Origin of the sequence: Arthrobacter methylotrophus (genome assembly GCF_039539965.1) — a bacterium.
GTDB lineage: Bacteria > Actinomycetota > Actinomycetes > Actinomycetales > Micrococcaceae > Arthrobacter > Arthrobacter methylotrophus.
In genome coordinates this window covers 3131925-3150432 of sequence record NZ_BAABED010000001.1, presented here as the reverse complement: position 1 = coordinate 3150432, position 18508 = coordinate 3131925, and the positions used below count along the sequence as shown (strand labels likewise).

12 protein-coding genes and 1 tRNA gene are annotated in these 18508 nt (G+C 62.7%); 11 read left to right on the top strand and 2 right to left on the bottom strand.

Annotation, left to right across the window (positions count from 1 at the left end):
- Positions 1 to 31 precede the first annotated feature (31 nt).
- A complete protein-coding gene (locus ABD884_RS16465) occupies positions 32 to 685 on the bottom strand; it encodes a TetR/AcrR family transcriptional regulator (protein ID WP_051423334.1) in 654 nt (217 codons plus the stop codon).
- A gap of 243 nt (positions 686 to 928) precedes the next feature.
- Here ABD884_RS16465 and ABD884_RS16460 point away from each other — a divergent pair.
- The 8 genes from ABD884_RS16460 (at position 929) to ABD884_RS16425 (ending at position 10972) form a co-directional block, all read left to right on the top strand.
- Positions 929 to 1000, top strand: a tRNA-Gln gene (locus ABD884_RS16460).
- Between the two features lie 155 nt (positions 1001 to 1155).
- Positions 1156 to 2661 (top strand): bifunctional UDP-N-acetylglucosamine diphosphorylase/glucosamine-1-phosphate N-acetyltransferase GlmU, encoded by a 1506-nt coding sequence (gene glmU / locus ABD884_RS16455; protein WP_345048056.1) that lies wholly within the window; start codon positions 1156 to 1158, stop codon positions 2659 to 2661.
- On the top strand, positions 2658 to 3638 hold the full coding sequence (locus ABD884_RS16450) for a ribose-phosphate diphosphokinase (protein ID WP_345048052.1): 981 nt from the start codon (positions 2658 to 2660) through the stop codon (positions 3636 to 3638). The genes glmU and ABD884_RS16450 overlap by 4 nt, the downstream gene beginning before the upstream one ends.
- 52 nt (positions 3639 to 3690) lie before the next feature.
- Complete coding sequence (locus ABD884_RS16445; protein ID WP_345048050.1) at positions 3691 to 3852, top strand: hypothetical protein; 162 nt, start codon at positions 3691 to 3693, stop codon at positions 3850 to 3852.
- Positions 3853 to 3992: 140 nt separating this feature from the next.
- On the top strand, positions 3993 to 4562 hold the full coding sequence (locus ABD884_RS16440) for a 50S ribosomal protein L25/general stress protein Ctc (protein ID WP_345048046.1): 570 nt from the start codon (positions 3993 to 3995) through the stop codon (positions 4560 to 4562).
- Between the two features lie 118 nt (positions 4563 to 4680).
- Positions 4681 to 5265 (top strand): aminoacyl-tRNA hydrolase, encoded by a 585-nt coding sequence (pth, locus tag ABD884_RS16435; protein ID WP_345048042.1) that lies wholly within the window; start codon positions 4681 to 4683, stop codon positions 5263 to 5265.
- Between the two features lie 273 nt (positions 5266 to 5538).
- Positions 5539 to 8235, top strand: a complete 2697-nt coding sequence (locus tag ABD884_RS16430; RefSeq protein WP_345048039.1) for a helix-turn-helix transcriptional regulator — start codon at positions 5539 to 5541, stop codon at positions 8233 to 8235.
- A complete protein-coding gene (locus tag ABD884_RS16425) occupies positions 8213 to 10972 on the top strand; it encodes a helix-turn-helix transcriptional regulator (protein WP_345048035.1) in 2760 nt (919 codons plus the stop codon). The genes ABD884_RS16430 and ABD884_RS16425 overlap by 23 nt, the downstream gene beginning before the upstream one ends.
- Before the next feature lie 158 nt (positions 10973 to 11130).
- Here ABD884_RS16425 and ABD884_RS16420 read toward each other — a convergent pair whose 3' ends face one another.
- On the bottom strand, positions 11131 to 11343 hold the full coding sequence (locus ABD884_RS16420) for a hypothetical protein (RefSeq protein WP_345048031.1): 213 nt from the start codon (positions 11341 to 11343) through the stop codon (positions 11131 to 11133).
- Positions 11344 to 11380: 37 nt separating this feature from the next.
- Here ABD884_RS16420 and ABD884_RS16415 point away from each other — a divergent pair, with 37 nt between their 5' ends.
- The 3 genes from ABD884_RS16415 to ABD884_RS16405 all read left to right on the top strand — a co-directional run bounded on the left by ABD884_RS16415 (position 11381) and on the right by ABD884_RS16405 (position 18508).
- The gene (locus ABD884_RS16415) at positions 11381 to 13957 is read left to right on the top strand and encodes a LuxR C-terminal-related transcriptional regulator (RefSeq protein ID WP_345048028.1); all 2577 of its coding nucleotides are present in this window, start codon (positions 11381 to 11383) and stop codon (positions 13955 to 13957) included.
- Positions 13954 to 16635, top strand: a complete 2682-nt coding sequence (locus ABD884_RS16410) for a helix-turn-helix transcriptional regulator (protein WP_345048024.1) — start codon at positions 13954 to 13956, stop codon at positions 16633 to 16635. Before ABD884_RS16415 ends, ABD884_RS16410 begins: the two co-directional genes overlap by 4 nt.
- Positions 16636 to 17125: 490 nt before the next feature.
- Complete coding sequence (locus ABD884_RS16405) at positions 17126 to 18508, top strand: nucleotide sugar dehydrogenase (RefSeq protein WP_345048020.1); 1383 nt, start codon at positions 17126 to 17128, stop codon at positions 18506 to 18508.

Genomic DNA, 18508 nt, shown 5'->3' with positions numbered 1-18508 from the left:
GTCGACAGGGATTTTCCGTGTCGACGGGATCTTAGCCCTCGCTCCGGAGCTCCGGATCCTTCTGCAGGCCCGTCAGGCCGTTCCACGCTAGGTTGACCAGGTGGGCGGCCACCACGCGTTTGTCGGGTTCACGGTGGTCCAGCCACCATTGGCCGGTCATGGCCACCATGCCTACCAGCATTTGGGCATACATGGCTCCGTCCGCAGCGCTGAAGCCGCGCCGGGAGAATTCGTCGGCAAGCAGGCCTTCCACCCGGTCCGCCACGTGGGAGAGCAAGGTGGAGAAGGCGCCTTCGGGTCGGGAAGGCGGGGCGTCCCGCATGAGGATACGGAAACCGTCGCTCCGCTCTTCGATGTAACCGAGCAACGCAAGGGCCGCCTGTTCAACGAGGACGCGAGGTTTGGCTTCAGCGGCCAGGGACGCGTTGATGGCCTCCAGCAGGATCCGGAATTCGAGCTCCACGACCTGGGTGTAGAGGCCTTCCTTCGATCCGAAGTGTTCGTAAATTACCGGCTTGGACACTCCGGCGGCGGCCGCGATTTCGTCAATAGTGGTGGCGTCCAGGCCTCGGGCGGCGAAGAGGCCCCGGCCTATCTCGATAAGTTGGGAGCGGCGCTGGGAGCCTGTCATCCGGGCACGGACAACCTGGCCTGCGGGTGGGTGGTTAATCACCCGGGAACCCATCGAACGCCGGGGAAGTCCTGTGCTGTTGCTCACGCATCTATCATGCCTTACCTCAAGCCTGAAACGGCTTCGGAGGACTTGTCAGTACGGCAATAGGTGCGGCAAAAAGTGCGGCTGAAACGACTCGGCGGTCCGCCAAGTCGCGAACACCGCGGCGGTCATGGCAAACTAGTTTCTTGTGTGTGCGACCCGGTCACTCGGGAGCCCCGCGGGCCAGGGTCCGCTTGGGCCTCGTCCACACGGTCCGCTCTGGTGTAATGGCAGCACCCCGGCCTTTGGAGCCGTGGAGTATAGGTTCGAATCCTATGGGCGGAACTTGTCGGTGATCTGCCGGCACTGCCTCTGACGGCACTGTCTCTCCCGAAGCTGTCCACCGGCTGCTGGGGAAGACCATGAATCGGCCAGAGTAGGATAGAGCAGATGCCGCAGCCGGGTTAGCCCGGACGTTACCGAGCAAGGAGAGCGACTTCGTGAGCCCCGATACTACTGGCCCCGCCGCAGTGATCGTCCTAGCCGCCGGAGCCGGTACGCGCATGAAGTCGCGGACTCCCAAAATTCTCCACGAAATCGGAGGACGCTCGATGGTGGCGCATGCCCTCCTCGCTGCGCGTTCCATCGATCCCCAGCAGCTTGCCTTGGTGGTTCGCCACGAGCGGGACCTCGTCGCCGCGCACATCGAACTGATCGATCCCGAGGCCGTCATCGTGGACCAGGACGATGTTCCCGGAACCGGGCGCGCCGTGGAGGTCGCCCTTGACGCCTTGGACGCCAAGGCCGAGCTCAGTGGCACAGTGGTTGTCACGTACGGCGATGTGCCCTTGCTTACCGGCTCCCTGCTGTCCGAACTCGTCGCCACGCACGAATCCGAAGGCAATGCCGTGACGGTCTTGACCGCGATCCTCGATGATGCCAATGGCTACGGCCGCATCCTTCGTGCCGAAGACGGCACCGTGCTGGGCATCCGCGAACACAAAGACGCGAGCGACGCCGAGCGTTCCATCCGCGAGGTTAACTCAGGTATCTACGCTTTTGAGGCGGGAGTACTCCGTTCCCAGCTGCGCAAAGTGACTACCGAGAACATCCAGCGCGAAAAGTACCTGACCGACGTCCTCGCCTTGGCGCGCGACGCCGGAGGCCGGGTTTCCGCCGTCGTTACCGAGGACCGCTGGCAAGTGGAAGGCGCTAACGACCGGATCCAGCTCGCCGCGCTCGGCGCCGAGCACAATCGCCGCATCGTCGAAGCCTGGATGCGTGCCGGCGTCACGGTCGTCGACCCGGCCACCACCTGGATCGATTCCACAGTCACCCTGGACGAAGACGTCCGCCTCCTGCCCAACACGCAGCTTCACGGCGCCACTACCGTGGCCCGGGACGCCGTCGTCGGCCCTGACACGACCCTCACCGATGTATCGGTGGGCGAAGGCGCGAAAGTGACCCGGACGCACGGCTCAGGGTCCACCATCGGGGCCAGGGCCAGCGTGGGTCCGTTCACCTACCTGCGCCCGGGTACGGTCCTGGGGGATACCGGCAAGATCGGGGCCTTCTACGAAACCAAGAACGTGACGATCGGCCGTGGCTCCAAGTTGTCCCACCTCGGCTACGCCGGCGACGCCGAGATCGGCGAGGACACCAACATCGGCTGCGGCAACATCACGGCCAACTACGACGGCGAGAAGAAGCACCGCACGGTGATCGGCTCCGGGGTGCGGACCGGTTCCAACACCGTCTTTGTTGCCCCCGTGACGGTGGGCGACGGCGCGTACAGCGGTGCCGGCGCCATCATCCGCAAGGACGTTCCCGCCGGAGCCCTCACCCTGAGTATCGCCCCCCAGCGCAATTCCGAAGGCTGGGTCGTTGCCAACCGCCAGGGCAGCAACTCTGCCCAGCTGGCGCAGGCTGCGCAAGCCGCGCAACGCTCTGCCACCCCCGATTCCCCAAGTATTCCGGCAACCACAGAACAGGGCACACAGGCATGAGCGAAATCACCGCACACGGCGAGAAGAAACTAGTTCTCGCCGCCGGACGGGCGCACCCCGAGCTGGCGCAGGAAATCGCCAAGGAACTGGAAACAGAACTCCTGCCTATTGACGCCTACGACTTCGCCAACGGGGAAATTTACGTTCGCTCGGCGGAGAGCGTCCGGGGCACCGACGCGTTCGTTATCCAGGCGCACCCGGCCCCGTTGAATAACTGGCTCATGGAGCAATTGATCATGATCGACTCCCTGAAGCGGGCCTCGGCAAAGCGGATCACGGTTGTTTCGCCGTTTTACCCCTACTCCCGTCAGGACAAGAAGGGCCGCGGCCGCGAGCCGATCTCGGCCCGATTGGTGGCGGACCTCTACAAGACAGCCGGCGCTGACCGCATCATGTCTGTGGACCTGCATACATCCCAGATCCAGGGGTTCTTCGACGGACCGGTGGACCACCTCATGGCCATTCCGCTGCTTGCCGATTACATTCGGACCAGGGTTGAAGCCGACAATATCACCGTTGTTTCGCCGGATACCGGCCGCGTCCGCGTGGCGGAGCAGTGGGCCGAGCGCCTGGGCGGCGCGCCTTTGGCCTTCGTCCACAAGAGCCGCGACCTCACGGTGCCGAACCAGGCTGTCTCGAAGACCGTCGTCGGGCAGATCGAAGGCCGCACGTGCGTCCTGATCGACGACATGATCGACACCGGCGGAACGATCTCCGGCGCCGTCCAGGTCCTCAAGAATGCCGGTGCCAAGGACGTCATCATCGCGTGCACCCATGCGGTGTTCTCCGAACCGGCGGCGCAGCGCTTGGCCGATTCGGGTGCCCGCGAGGTTGTTGTCACCAATACGCTGCCGATTCCGGCCGACAAGCGCTTCCCGCAGCTCACTGTGCTGTCGATCGCACCGTTGATTGCGCGCGCCATCCGCGAAGTGTTCGACGACGGTTCCGTCACGAGCCTCTTCGACGGCAACGCCTAGTCTCCACACAGCCGCCGGGTCCCAACCCAACTGACTGGCAGTTGTTGTCGTTATGACGCCCCATAACGACAACAATTGCGAGCTACTTGGGCCGGAGCGGGACCGTTTTCCCTTTGACGGGACGTGGCTGCTAAACTCTTGGGGATACCTTGGCGAGGGAGAGCACATCCGGGCTAATACCGGATTGCGGGTCTCCGTTATCGACTGGGTCTGAATCTCCTTCAACGAAGGCGGACTGGACCGGCTGCTCTAGCGGGCGGCGCTCCGTCGGGCGTGGAAGGTCACCACAGACCTCCGCCCTTGCTGATCGACTTGCCTGCATCGTGCCGGCGCCACAGTAATCAAGGAGTACACATGTCTGAGCAGAAGCTCGTAGCGGAACTGCGCACCGAATTCGGCAAGGGTTTCGCCCGCCGGGCCCGTGCAGCCGGCCAGATCCCGGCCGTCATCTACGGTCACGGTGCAGAGCCGATCCACATCAACCTCCCGGGCCGCGCCACCACCCTGGCCGTCCGTGTTTCCAACGCCCTGTTGTCCCTTGACATCAACGGCGAAGAACACCTGGCCCTGGTGAAGGACATCCAGCGCGACCCGATCAAGCAGATCATCGAGCACATCGACCTCCTGACCGTCCGCACAGGCGAGAAGGTTACCGTTGACGTGGCCGTCCACGTGATCGGCGAAGCTGCCATTGGCGCGGTCGCCAACCAGGAAGCCACCACGGTTTCCCTCGAAGCCGAGGCCACGCACCTGCCGACCTTCGTCGAAATCAGCATCGAAGGCCGCAAGGCCGGCGAGCACGTCCACGCCTCGGACATCGTCCTGCCGAGCGGCTCCGAGCTGCTGACCGATCCCGAGACGCTCATCATCCATATCTCGGAGGCCACCTCGGAAGCCGAGGCAGAGGCAGCTCCTGCTGAGTAGTCTTCTGTCTAGTAGTCATTCCGACTACTAGCGGCATCAGCCTGCAAGTGGCCGGGTCCCTGAGGGGTCCCGGCCACTTCTTTTTCCTTCCACCCCCTTGATTCCCTAGGATGACTCCATGACTGACACCTGGCTGATCGTAGGCCTTGGCAATCCCGGCGCTGAATACAGCCACAATCGCCACAACGTCGGCCAAATGGCGCTGGACGAACTTGCCTCGCGCGTGGGTGGAAGCTTCAAAGCCCACAAAGCCCGGGCCCAGGTTGTCGAGGGAAGGCTCGGGATCGGCGGCCCGCGTGTGGTTCTCGCGAAGCCGATGAGCTACATGAATGTTTCCGGGGGCCCCGTTTCCGGCTTGGCCAAGTTCTTTGATATCTCCCCGGATCACGTGATTGCCGTCCATGACGAAATTGACATCCCATTCAACACCATTAGGTTGAAGATCGGCGGAGGGGAAGGCGGGCACAACGGCCTGCGGGATATCTCCAAGGCTTTGGCGACCAAGGACTACTTGCGCGTCCGCGTGGGCGTCGGCAGGCCACCGGGGAGAATGGACACCGCGGATTACGTCCTCAGGGATTTTGGACCCGCCGAAAAGAAAGAGCTGCCCTTTCTCTTGGATGAGGCGGCGGATGCCGTTGAACTATTGGTGACTGAGGGTTTGCTTGCTGCCCAGCAGAAGTTCCACCCGGTCAAGGCCTAGCCCCGCGGATGAGAAAGATGCGGTCCTGGCTGAGCTACCGCGCCGGGATTCATGCTCTGAACCGGTGGTTCGCACGTACTCATTCGAGTCATTAACAAGTAGCCTGATGATGGGCTGGCTGACTAATTGATTCGGGGAGATCCCTATGATACTTTGCAAATCACTGCCGGGGCTGAAGAGGAAATTACCCAACAAACGACCCGCTGAACGTCACGTCCGCCAGAGCTACGAAGGTAGCGTGATCTAATATTGCGAGCAACACCGGAATCTGAAATGGGTCGACCCGCATCGGAGCGGCAAGCACTCGGTGCCGCGGAGCGACGAAAATGGTCGTCGCTGGTGAGGCAGGATCTTCAGAATGCGGTTGTTGGCGCCCTCGGTGAGCCATCTTTGTACGGAGTCGTGGTGGTTGGCGCGCCGGGCGTTGGGAAGGCGACGTTTGCCCGTTCGGTAGAGGCCCGTCTCGCTCCCACGACGCATGTACTCCATCTCCACGGCTCCACGGACATCAACACTCCTTTCGGGGCGCTGGCACATCTGCTCGCCAGACTGCCCGTAGACGCCGCAGATTCCCCGGCCACGATCATCCACGGCATATCCCAATTGATAAGTTCGGACGCCGCAGGACGCAACGTGCTGTTAGTACTCTCGGAACTTCCTGCTTTGGACAGCATGAGCACCGCACTGCTCGTGCATTTGTTAATTAGTGGCACAGCTAAAGTCCTCGTGACTGTCCGCCAAGCGACGGACATGCCGGAAGACTTGGTCAGACTGCTGAAAGACGGTTTGTTGGACGAGGTCCTGCTTCAGGCCTTTTCCCGGGCCGAAGTGGCCAAACTGCTCACCGCGGTCTTGGGAAGGCGAGTGACCGCGACGGCTGCAAGCGCCTTGCATGCATCCAGCGGTGGAAATCCGTTGGTGCTCCAAGCCATCGTCACGGAGCAGCTTCGCTCAGGCAACTTGCATCTGGCCGGGCAGGTTTGGGCCATGAAAGGCGAGATCCGCCTTTCATCCGCGGACGTTCTGACTGACCTTGTCCGTTCACGCCTCGCGCGGGAGAGCCCTGCAGTCCAGGAAGCGCTGGAACTGCTTGCGCTGATTCGAACGGCCCCGCTCGCGGTGCTCCTGGACGTCCTCGATCCCGAAGTGGTCGCGGAGATGGAGTGGGCCGGTTACTTGCGCATCGAAGCGACGGACGCCCGGCGGGTGGCGCTGCGGGACGAATACATGGGCGAGGTCATCCGGGGCTGGATGGACCTCCCGCGAAGGAACGAACTACGCCAGCTTGCGGCCGGCGTGATTGGCAGCATTTCCCGTGACCTCGACGCCGAGGCCCTCTTGGGTTTTGCCTCGTCGACGTTGAATGTCCGCGAAACGCTTGAACCCGGAGTCGCCTTGGCCGCGGCGGCGGCCGCGAACCGGCAATTCGATCCGTGGTTCGCGTTGGAATGCGCCCGGCAGATCGGACGGACGGACAAGGAATGGGTCGCGGCTGCACAACAGCGCTGCGTGTCCCACGTCATTCTTGCCGAGCACGAGGCTGCCGTCGCAGCTTTGGAGGATGTGACGCCCGAGCAACTTCGACGGCTGACCGCGTATGAGTACGCGGACTATGTCCAGGAACTCTGCAGCGCGTTGTTGTGGGTCCCCGGCGGCCACGTTCGGATACCTGGCCTCGTCGCCAAGGGCCACGAGGAGCTTGCCCGTCGGTCACAAGAGGCTGGTTCCGATGCTGCCGAACTTACCCGGGCCGGCGGAATGCTCAGGCTAGCCAGCTTCGAGCTTCACGTTCATCAGGGCGAGTATTCCGAGGTTGCAGAGGCCTTGGAGAAAGAGTACCGGGACGGCAGCGACCTCCAACAAAAGCTGAGTTGCGGGAGCCTCTTGACCATGGCTTGGGCAGTACTTGGCAGGGAAATGGAGGCAATCGAGCTGGCGCGCGAGCTGAGGCACAAAATGCAGCGCGCAAAAGCTCAGCCGCGGTTGCACAATTGGTTGTCCGAAGGCCTATTTGCGGCCCTGCTGTGCAGTGGACAGTGGGAAGAACTAGCCCGGATGCTTACGGCGACCCTCGATCAGCAGCCGAAGAATATCCACTACCTGGGCGGTGCTGCCGAGCTTGCGCTTGGCGTTGCTTACACATATGCGGGCCGGGCCTCCGTAGCGATTGACACGCTCTTGGGAGCCCAGGCGCAACTGGAGATCAGGCGGAATTACTACGGGCCTTCCCTGGCCTACTCCGCGCTGGCCTTCGCTTATGCGCAGGCCGGGGATGTGAAGGAAGCGCGGACATTCCTGGATTTGGCCGAAAAAGCGCAGGGCGAGACAGCGTGGTTCCCTGCGTGGATGGCTGAGTTCTGCGTCAAGATGGCACGCCGCTGGTTGAAGGATCCCGGGGCGAAGCAGAGCCTCATCGAGTCGGCAAACCGGGACTTGGCCAAGGGCCGGACAACAACGGCATCCATCAGCCTCTTCGGAGCCACCGTCCACGGTACCGAGGATGAATTATTGCTCTTGGAGGAGGTTTCGTCGCGTCGCCAAGGGAAGATGGCGGCTGTAAACCGGATGGTAGCGGAAGGCACTCGCAAGAAGGACCCGAAGACCCTGCTGCTTGCCGCCTCGGTGGCCCAGGAACTGAAATTGGATGCGGTGGAGTCGCGCTGTGCGGTCCTGGCCTTGGACACAGCACGGGAAGCCGGCGACTCGGCTTCCGCCAGGTTGGCCCAGCAACGGCTGGACCGCTTGGTCGGTACCGTACCTGTACTGCCCCTGACACCGCACACTTTTGGACCAGAATTGACCGAAAGGGAGCGGCAGGTTGCAAAGATGGCTAGTCAGGGGTTGAGTAACAAAGAGGTAGCTAACCAGTTGCAGGTTTCGGTCCGCACGGTTGAAGGCCACCTGTACCAGATCTTCACGAAAATGGGAATCTCATCGAGGAGCGAGCTTGAAGGAACCGCGCAGGCATGACAACGCTGCGGCGGTGCATGGTCCTGTCGGAGGAAGCATTACAAGACCGCCTGAACCATGGCTGGACTATGGGCATTTGCTCCCTGGAATCACGGCTGCAATCCGCGCGGACGACTGTTCTGCAGTCTTCATCGTGGGGGATTCCGGACTTGGCGCGTCATCCCTACTGGCCCAGCTCGGCAGCGTCTTTCGCGAGGACCTTGCGATTGTTCCGATTCATGGAAGTCCATCCCTGACCTCGGTCCCCTATGGAGTTCTGGCCCCCTACCTTGCCCACCTTTCGGTTTCCGACATTTCCTCGCGCGTCGCCGTGCTGCGGGCCCTCTGGGATTACCTTGAAGGAATCCGTATCGGTACCGGTCCAGCATTGCTGCTGGTCGACGATGCGCATTACCTGGACGATGCCACCTGTGCGATGCTTACCGAGCTTGTCCAGGCAGAATGGGCGAAAATCGTCGCCGCATGCGTCCCGCGACCAGGAGTTCCCGAGCCCCTCTTGCGATTGTGGCACGAGGGAACTGCCGAGTGGTTTGATTTGGAGCCCCTGACAGCTGAGCAAGCCCACGAATTGTGCGAGGCATTGCTGGGCGGCATCGTCCTGAACGGCACAAGCCATGGATTCTGGATAGAGGCTGGCGGCAACACCCTGCTCCTGAAGACCCTGGTGCGCGAAGCCGAGAGTTCCGGGACCCTTGTCCAGAGACATGGCGTGTGGCTCAAGACAGCCGCGACGCCGGTCCACACCGTGAAGCTGGAAGCCGTGGTCAAACTCCAGCTGATGCGCATTTCGGCCGCAGGCCGGGACGCCTTGAACTTGATTGCCTTGGCTGAGCCGGTCGATGAATCGTTGATCAACGCCGTCGTCGGAGAAACCGCCGTCCAGGAATTGTTGGAACAGCATTTGATTCAGCCCGCTGGACAAGGAATGACAACCCTCCGGCTCGTCAATCCGGTGTACGGAGAGGTGCTTCGAAGCATCGTCCCCGCCGCGCAGAGTCTCCAGCTGCACAGGCAACTGATTTCCCGGATGGATGTCTTGGAGGACAATCCCGATTCCCTTCTGCGGATGGTCACCTGGTCACTTGACTGCGGTTCGGACGTGCCGGACCGTCTCTTGATCCGGGCGGCGGTCCTCGCCGCCAAACTACAGCAGAGCGAGACGGCATTGCGCATGGCTGCCGCAGTGCAGGAGACGCAGTGGCAAGCGATTGCCCAAGCGGTCATGGCCCGGTCCTATTTCAATCTTGGCCGCCGCGACGAAGCAGCGGCGGTCCTGGCCCAGGCAACATTGGGCGGAGACACCGGACCTTCCCAGATCGTATCGGGCAGCCTGCTTCACGCGGTCACCCGTGCCGCCGTCGGACAATCCGCCGCCCTCATCCTTGCGGATGCCGGGGTCCTCCGCGAATGGGGCGAGCAGCTGCCGGGCCTCCACGGCCAGCAGACACCGGCGGCGAAAGCTGCGGTGCCCATCGCCGTGACCCTGATGGAGCTGGTTGCTGGTTCCTTGGAAGGAGACTACGAGCGGATGGGGGCCGGACTGGAGCGCGTCCTCCTTCAGATCGGCTCCGTGGAAGGACCTTCGTCGGTGCTCTCCAAGGCCTTGGCGCTGTCCCTGGAGTCAGAGAGGTTGTGCGCCCTGGGCGCCGCGATCCAGGGAAGGCTGCTGGCTATTGAAGCTGCCGCTTTGGCCCAGCCTCCAGAGAACGACGTCTTCTTCCTCCCCGAATTCATCGCAGCGCGCCATGTCATGTGCGCTCTTGCTGCCGGCGACTGGGGCGAAGCCCAAGAGTTCCTCGATCGCTACTACGAATCCTCGGGTGTAGCCATGGCCTCCTTCGGTGGGGCTGCTTACCTACTGCTCGGGTACGTTGCCATCAGGCAGGGAAAAACCGGAGACGCCTTGCCGCTGCTGACTGCTGGCCTCGAAGCCTTGAGAGACAGCGATCCGCAAAACCTCTTCGGGCTGTGTGCGGCCATGGCCTTCTATGCCGCAGCCGGTACCGGGTTACCGGAAGCTGATCGTTTCAGGGCGGACTTCAAGGCCCGGGGGCAGCATGGCATGCATCTCCTCGAGGCCCAGGCCAGCAACTTCTTCGAAGCCGCACTTGAACTCCTCAAAGGCGACGGCTCCGGCGTCGAAGCATTGCACCTCAACGCTGACGAAGCAGCCAAGGAAGATGCCACCTTCCTTGAACTTCATGCGCTGGAGCTTGCGCTTGGCCTGGGAGACACCAGCAGGCTGGACCGGTTCTGTGAGACTGCGGCTGCAACCGAGGGAAACTGGGCGCAAGCCCTCGCAGAATATGGGCTCGCACTCAAATTCGGGGGTGCTGACCGCTACTTCTCCGCCGGGGAGAAGCTTCACGCTGCTTCTGTCTACCATCTGGCCGCGAAGGCCTACGGCTTTGCGCTGGGAGCCTCGGATCGCAGCCGCACCAAAGAGCTCACGGCGGCTGCGCGCGCGGGCCTGGCGCGCTGCAACGAAGAGCTGGGCCACGGAGGCGAGGAATCGCAGCACGAATCTGTGCTCCCTAAGCTGACCAAGCGGGAATGGGACATTGTCAATCTGGCGGTCAGGGGCCTCAGCGACCGGCAGATTGCGGACACGCTGCTCATCTCGGTCCGCACTGTGGAGGGGCATCTGTACAGGTGCTACTCGAAACTGGGAATCACCGGCAGGGACGCACTTGCCGGTGCCGCGGCCGCTGCGCGGGGCCCATCGGAGCCCGGCTAGGCCACAAAATAACTAGTAGTGAACTCTCGATTCGACGAGCGCTACTGTCGACGTCGAGTACCCGTCCCACGCAGCAGGGGTACTTACACCCGCATACGAGTATCGGGCAGGATGAAAGTCGAGTACTCACTACTGGTGTAGGGCTGACGGCGAGCTGGTTAATTGGGGGGTGTCACCACTCGATCACTGGGGGTCTCGCTCATGTTGACAACAGGCAGTGCATCTACGGTCCATGCCATTCGGTCCGGGGGAGCGCCCCGGTACCAGGCATTCCACGCGGCCCCGGCCTCTTCGCCTGAGGGAGCCGAAGGAAAGTCGATAATTTCGACGGCGTGGCCGCCGATTGGACACAGGGCCGCAGTTGAAGACATCTCGCTCGCGCTAGCAACCGCCAGGGGAGGCGTGCTGGTGACGGGACCGTCGGGGAGTGGCAAGAGCTACCTGACCACACGCGCGGTGAACGAACTACGCAGCCGCTCGTTCGTCGTCGTGATCCGCGGCAGCGCAGCGCTGGCGAAATCACCGTATGGCGCCCTGAATATTCTCTTGAGCGACCTAGACGCCGGGTACTTGGCCCATCCGGTCCTGGTGCTGTCGGCGCTGACCAATCTGCTCCGTGAGCGAGCCGAGGGAAAGCCGGTGTACCTGGTCATAGAAAATGCCACCGAGCTTGACGAACTGGGGGCCATGACGGTGGCACAACTCGCGAGGAACGGCACTGCCCAGCTTGTCCTGACCTGCACGGACCCGCAGCGGCTCTGTGGCGAGATCACCCGGCTCTGTGGCGACGGATTCCTGCACCGCATAGACCTCAAGCAACTGACTTTTCAAGAGTCCCACGCTTGGCTCGAGTCCGGGTTGGGCGCAAAAGTCTCGCCGTCCGGCGCCCATGCCCTGTGGACGGCCAGCGGGGGTAACCCGCACTACCTCAAGATGCTCGCCGCGGAACTCGCTGAATCCGGGGCGCTCCTGAAAAGCGACGGGGTCTGGGTCCTGACGTCACGAAGCGAGGTGCACGGCCGGGCAATCACCGATCTCATCACTACACGGCTTGGCCGGATGGGCAGCGGTGAGCGCAAGGTCTTGGAGGTCCTCTCCCTTGCCAAGGCCGCCCCCTTGGAATCCCTGCTGGCGCTCGCATCAGCGGATGATGTGGACTCCCTTGAGAAGAGGGGCATCCTCGTCGTCGACGATTCGCTGCCGAGGATTGCCCGGTTGCAAAGCCAGCTTGTGGGCGACGTGGTCCGGGCGAACGTTCCCCCTGGCCGAAGCAATGAACTTCGGGGCGAGCTCCTTGAGGCGATGGATCCGTCCCTTGGCCAACCCTCGATGGTGCTCTCCATGGCCGCGTGGGCGTTGGACTGCGGAGCCAAGCTGGGCACGGACGAAGTGATTGAAGCTGCCGCGATGGCCAACCGGCAACTTGATGCGCGCCTGGCCCTGCGCCTTGTCCGGTCCATCCCCAGCCATTCCACGATGCCCGGGGCGGTAGCCGAGGAAGCCCGTGGTTTGATGACGCTGGGCGACCTGGCCGGAGCCCAAGAAGTCTTGACGTTTTCCGCGGATGAATCCGGTGATGAAGCCACCCTTTCGGAATGGGTCCGGCTCAAGTTGGCCGAGTGCTCAGTCCTTTTGGCCCGAGCCGAAACCACGGCTCAGGCTCGCGAGACGCTGGCACGAATCCGCGGGCGGCTGGAACACGAAACCGCGTCGGCCGGTGAAGGACGGGACGTCCCCGAGCTATGGGAGGACCTCGTCCTGGCCGAATCGCAGGCGGCCAGCTATTCCGGTTCCTATGCCGATATGGCAGCAAAGCTGGAAGAGGTACTTCAGGATTTTGAGTCGCACGGGGTGGAATTCCGGCTTCTTGCCGGAAGCTGGCTGTGCGAGGCATGGGCCCTGACCGGACGGGAATCCGAGGCAGCGGACATGGCGGAACAGCTGATTGCCGCTTGCCATGATTCAGCTGTTTCGATCGCCGCGGCCCGACGCGCTTCATCGCGCCTGAGATTCGCCTTCGTGCTTGCCGGGCGGTGGGACCATGCCGCGGAAATGGTCCAGCCCGGCGAAGACCTCCTGGGTTCCCCGGCCGAGGCACTCCCGACTGCGATCGATCTTCCTAAAGCAATCTTCCGTTGCCTCCAGGGACGGGGCCAAGATGGCATGGAAGCGCTCCTTCCGGTGATAAGCCAGCTGCGAGTACAGGACAACGAAGGCATGCTGGATGTCGCCTGTACAGCAGCGGCCTACGCCTCGGCCCTGCAAGGAGAGCAAGATCAGGCCTTGAGGTACCTGAAGGAAGCGTCCACCCAGCTGCGTCGGCCAACGTGGCGGAAAGAGCGGACGAAGAAGTACTTCGTCGCGCTGGCCCGGGAGCGACTCGAGGGTCCGGAGGCCGCCGTCGAGGCACTCCTCAGACTGGCCGACGTCGACAGGGACGAAGGTGCCCCCGGCCACGAGATATTCTGCCTCAGTTCGGCGGTCCGGCTCGGGGCGGTGGCGGCTGCTCCGCGGCTGCTCGACTCGGCACTCCATTGCCAGGGCCGATTCGCCGAATTGTGTGCCGCGTACGCTCGGGCGACGATAGCGGGCAGCGCAGAGCGTCTTCTTGAAGCAGCACAATTGGCAGAAGACATGCAGAACGACAGGTTCGCTTTCGATATCGCCGAGACCGTGTTGCACGTGGATCAGTTCCAGTTGGACAAGACGGCACTCAGGAGGGCCCGGCACCTCGCAGAAACGTGCCGACAGCGTTTGCGCACACCTCAAAGCGGCAACCACGAGGGGCTCAAGCTGACCGCGCGTGAGCTGGAGATTGCCAGGTTGGCGGCGAAGCGGGAAAGCAACAAGGGCATCGCCGAGAAGCTCCACGTCTCGGTACGCACGGTGGAAGGGCACCTCTACCAGATTTTCGGCAAGCTGAAGATCGTGGAACGCTCCGAACTGAGCTTCGCGCTTGGCAGCGTCGAAGGCGGTGCGCAATGACCGAGGTGGTTTCGACCGAGCCGCTGGTCGGACGGTTCGGCGTCATGGCCGCGGTCGTGGACTGCCTCCTCGATGTCAACGGCCCCGGGGTCCTGCTTTTCGGCGACGCCGGAATCGGAAAGACAGCATTGATTAACGAAGTGGTCCGCGAACTCGGGCAACGCGTGCGCCCCTTCAGGGTCTTTGCCGGACCCACTCTGGCCTCGGTTCCCTTTGCGGCTTTGGCACCGCTCCTGACCGGATTGACGCCGGGCCAGATCAGTGAACCATTGTCAGTCCTCAGGACGGTCGTAGCGGCCTTGAATCCGGCGGGCCAGCCGCATCCGGCGCCCGCCGTCCTGATCGTGGAAGACGCACACCACCTCGATGACAGCAGTGTGGCTGTCCTGGCACAGTTGGCGGCTGCGGAAGCCGCCAAAGTCGTGTTCTTGTGCCGCCCGTACCCTGCGCCGCCAGCAGAAGTTTTCTCGATGTGGTCCGAGGGGCTCGTGGATCGATTCGACCTGCAGCCACTCAACGAACAGGAAGTCAACCAATTGTGCGCCCAGACCCTGGACGCACCTGTCGTACAAAGCTCCAGCGCTGTCCTCTGCAAGTATTCCGGGGGAAACCCCATGTTCCTCCTGGAACTCATCGGGCATGCCAAGTCGCTCGGCCAGTTGGTCTGCCGCAACGATTCATGGATGCTTTCGGGAGAACTTCGGGGAACCAGCGTCCGGTTAATGGACCTTGTGAGGAACCAGATCCTCATGCTCGGAGCCGAACAGCGGGAGACCTTGGAGACCGTGGCCTTGGCCGAGCCCGTCCCGCTGAGCGTAGTGCAGCAGGCCAGCAACTCCAACGCCGTCGACGAGCTGCAGGAGCTGCACTTCATTGACATCGCGTCCGACCCTGCCCGGCATGTCCGGCTCGCTCAGCCGCTGGTGGGGGAAGTGATCCGTCAATTGGTCCCCACTGCCCACAGCATGACGATCCGACGGCGCATCGTAGAGCTCATGGAGGCCAAGCCACAGACCATGGACGGCCTCCTGAGGTTCGTCTCCTGGGGACTGGAATCGGGCACTGAGGTCCCGGACTCCGACATCCTTGAAGCAGCCCAGCTGGCCAACCGGCTGTTCATCCCGAGCTATGTGGAGAGGGTGGTCGGCGCGATCAAGGATCCTGCCCTCAGACTTGCCGCCCAAGTGGAGGTAGCGCGGGCCAAGTGGTACCGGGGCGATATCAGGGGATCGGTGTCATCGCTTGCGGGAGTGGTGGATCGGACGCGTGATCCTCGGACTATCCGGCAGGCTTCGATGTTGGCGGCCCAACTCGCCGGGCGCCAAGGCCTTGGGCCGAACGCCGTCAAACAAGCCGCCTACGAATGGGAAGCGGCCCTCGCCAGGCTTGCCGAGTCTTCCCCGGGGATCGACCCCGCCGAGCTGGAACGCGGAAAGCTGGGAAGCAGGCTCCTTTCGCTCCAAGGCCTGCAAACCGAAGGCCACTACGTCGAAACGGAACGTGAACTCCGCCAGATTTGGAAAGAAACGGACGACGACGAGTCCCGAGTCGTGGCGGCCACCTTGCTTTCCGAGGCGATGGCGGTCACTGGCCGGCCGGTTTCTGCCCTCCAGATTCTGATGGGGATCCAGGAGATGGTCGCTTCGAGCGGCGATTGGAGCCTCCAATACGCGGGCTTTGTGATGCGCACTTACATCCTTGCCCTGCAACAAGCAGGCGAGTTTGCCGTTCTTGAGACGTTCCTGAGGAATCATGTCTCACAGGCGCCGAACTCTCTCATCTATTCGGGCGGGATGCTCCATCTGGCGGCAGGGATGGTGGACTTGCGCAGAGGCGATCTGGGCGTGGCGCTTCCACGGCTTCGCCAGGCGGTCAGCATGCTGCGTGTCTCGGATATGGGAAACGAGCTTCCCGACGCCGTAGCTGCCGCCGCGTACGCTGCGTCGATCCTGAAACGCCGGGACACTGCCATGACGTACTCAAACGAATACGACGCATTGATCCGGGAAGGTGTGCATCCGTCCCTTCTGGCCCAAGGCCATGCGGCAGTTGCCAGGGCAGATCAGAGCGGATCGCAGACAGCCATCGCGAGACTCATGTCGCTTTCGGATTCGGCGGCGGCGAACGGTGCGATCGGTGCGGAGATCGACATCCTCATGTTGGTGCTGAGACTGGGAGATGCGAGTGTGGCGCGCCGGCTGATAGCGGTAGCCGAAGGCAGCGAAGGCCGCACCGCCGAGTTCGCCCTGAGCGTCGGACTGGCCTTGGTGCACAAGGACGCGGATCGCCTGATCGAGCTCAGTGATTCGGCCGCGAGGGATGGCTTAGAGCTTGCTGCGGCTGATTGTGCCAGCCACGCCCTCCGGATCTTGGAAAGCAGAGGGGACAAGGCGCGCCAGCTTGAGGGACAACGGCTTCTCAAGCGGCGCACCGCCGCCCTCGACAAGGCGAACCCGGTTGTTGACGGGAGTTCACCTGACCTTCATAAGCTGACCAGGCGAGAGCAGGAAATCGCAACGCTCGTGCAATCGGGATCCAGCAACAAGGACATTGCGCTTGGCTTGGGCCTATCCCTGCGCACCGTTGAAGGCCATCTCTACCGGATGTTTGCCAAGCTTGGCATCAGCCACCGTGAGGACCTCATAAACGGAGTCCAAGGCACGCAGGGCCAGGGCTAACCGCACGCGCAACTGACTTCCCACTCCCATGAGGTGACCGATTCCCGGAAGCCGGCTTCCGCCGTCGTGCGCTGCAAAAGGCACGCAAAGGGCGCGAGAGCCAAAAACGAGTACTGAATCGAGTGGTTAAAAGTGCTTGAACGGGTAGTCAACGGTGGCTTGCGGGACAACGCATCCAAAGACGGGTAGAGCCCACTCGCGCCCGCCGTAGGGGTTGGTTAATACGCTCTTCTTGATGGCAACCGCCACTCAATTGGGGATAAGTGGGTCTCGAGATGAAACGCAGGAAGAATTCTTTGCTACAGGAAAACCAACCGGTAATCCGGCGAGAAATCAGCTCCAATGCGACCGGTCTCCCGCATTCTGCGGGTACCCCCACAAGCGAGCCGGCGACGCGCGGACACGCGCCCTCTGAGACCAGGGCACAACCCGTTTCGTCGCCGGCTTTTTTTCACACTGGAGACAACAGGCACCGGGAGGTCGACTGACCATGGCACCGAACACGAAGGTAAAGACCCTCAAGACAGAGCTCAACGGAAGCTCACAGTCCTTGCACGCGCCTGCACCGGCATGGCCGGAGGGCACGACAGCAAGGACCACCACGCAAGACCAGGCATTCAGCTTCGACGTGGCAATCGTGGGCATGGGCTATGTGGGCCTGCCAACCGCCCTGGCAATCAACGCCTCGGGCCGGCGGGTGCTGGGCCTGGATGTGTCCGACGGCCGGCTCGCGGTGATCCGCGAGCAGCGGGCAGACCTTCTGGACTCCGACAAAGAGCGCCTCAGCAACGCACTGCTGGACCCTACGTTCATGCTGAGCAGCGATTTGTCGTTGCTTGCCCGTGCGGCGGCAGTGGTTGTTTGCGTTCCCACCCCGGTCGACGAGTATTTGGTCCCGGACCTCGGTATTCTTCGAGCGGCCTGCGCCTCCGTGGTCGATTTTGCCACCGCGGGCCAACTTCTGATGCTTACCTCTACGACGTATGTGGGATCCACCCGGGACCTTCTGGCCTTGCCCCTGGCTGCCAAGGGGCTCATCCCGGGCCGCGACGTTTTCGTCGCATTTTCGCCGGAGCGCATCAACCCTGGCGTTGACTCGTTCTCGCACGAAGATGTGCCCCGGGTCGTCGGCGGCGTAACCCCGGCTTGCGGGGAAGCGGCCGAACGCCTTCTGAGCGCGAGCACAAAGCTGGTACACGTCGTCCCGTCGGCCGACGTCGCTGAAATGACCAAGCTCGTGGAGAACACCTTCCGGGCCGTCAATATCGCCTTGGCGAACGAGTTCGCTGATATCTGCCACGAACTCAACATGGAGGTCATGGACGTCATCGATGCGGCTTCCACCAAACCCTACGGATTCATGCCGTTTACCCCTGGGCCCGGAGTCGGCGGACACTGCATCCCCTGCGACCCCCATTACTTGTTGTGGCAATTGCGGAAGGCCCGCCTCACTGCGCCGGTGATCGAGCAAGCGATGGCCGGGATTGCCGGCAGGCCCCACCAAGTGGTGGAAAAGGCCCGGCGGATCCTGTCGGACCGCAACCACGGTGTTTCCGGCGCCCGGGTCATGGTTCTTGGGGTCGCATACAAGCCCGACGTCGAAGACCTTCGGGAATCCCCGGCGTTGGAGATCATCGCAGCCTTGATCGCCGATGGGGCCGAAGTGGCATACTCCGATCCTTGGTGCCAGACGGCGCCCGACGGGCACGGAGGGGTTCTCCACTCGGAGGCGTCGCCGGCTGAGTGGGGTGCAGATCTGGTGATCCTGCACACGAGGCACAGCCAAATGGACCTTGACTGGCTGGCCGAAGCAGCAGCAGTCCTTGATACGACGTACCGCTTGACCAAAGCCGACAACGTAACCCGGCTCTAG

Excerpts from the sequence above, each read along its gene's own strand:
- ABD884_RS16465 (WP_051423334.1), bottom strand. The coding sequence starts at position 685 with ATGGGTTCCCGGGTGATTAACCACCCACCCGCAGGCCAGGTTGTCCGT.
- ABD884_RS16420 (WP_345048031.1), bottom strand. The coding sequence starts at position 11,343 with ATGTCTTCAACTGCGGCCCTGTGTCCAATCGGCGGCCACGCCGTCGAA.
- ABD884_RS16450 (WP_345048052.1), top strand. The coding sequence starts at position 2,658 with ATGAGCGAAATCACCGCACACGGCGAGAAGAAACTAGTTCTCGCCGCC.
- ABD884_RS16440 (WP_345048046.1), top strand. The coding sequence starts at position 3,993 with ATGTCTGAGCAGAAGCTCGTAGCGGAACTGCGCACCGAATTCGGCAAG.
- ABD884_RS16430 (WP_345048039.1), top strand. The coding sequence starts at position 5,539 with ATGGGTCGACCCGCATCGGAGCGGCAAGCACTCGGTGCCGCGGAGCGA.
- ABD884_RS16405 (WP_345048020.1), top strand. The coding sequence starts at position 17,126 with ATGGCACCGAACACGAAGGTAAAGACCCTCAAGACAGAGCTCAACGGA.
- ABD884_RS16445 (WP_345048050.1), top strand. The coding sequence starts at position 3,691 with ATGACGCCCCATAACGACAACAATTGCGAGCTACTTGGGCCGGAGCGG.
- ABD884_RS16410 (WP_345048024.1), top strand. The coding sequence starts at position 13,954 with ATGACCGAGGTGGTTTCGACCGAGCCGCTGGTCGGACGGTTCGGCGTC.
- pth (WP_345048042.1), top strand. The coding sequence starts at position 4,681 with ATGACTGACACCTGGCTGATCGTAGGCCTTGGCAATCCCGGCGCTGAA.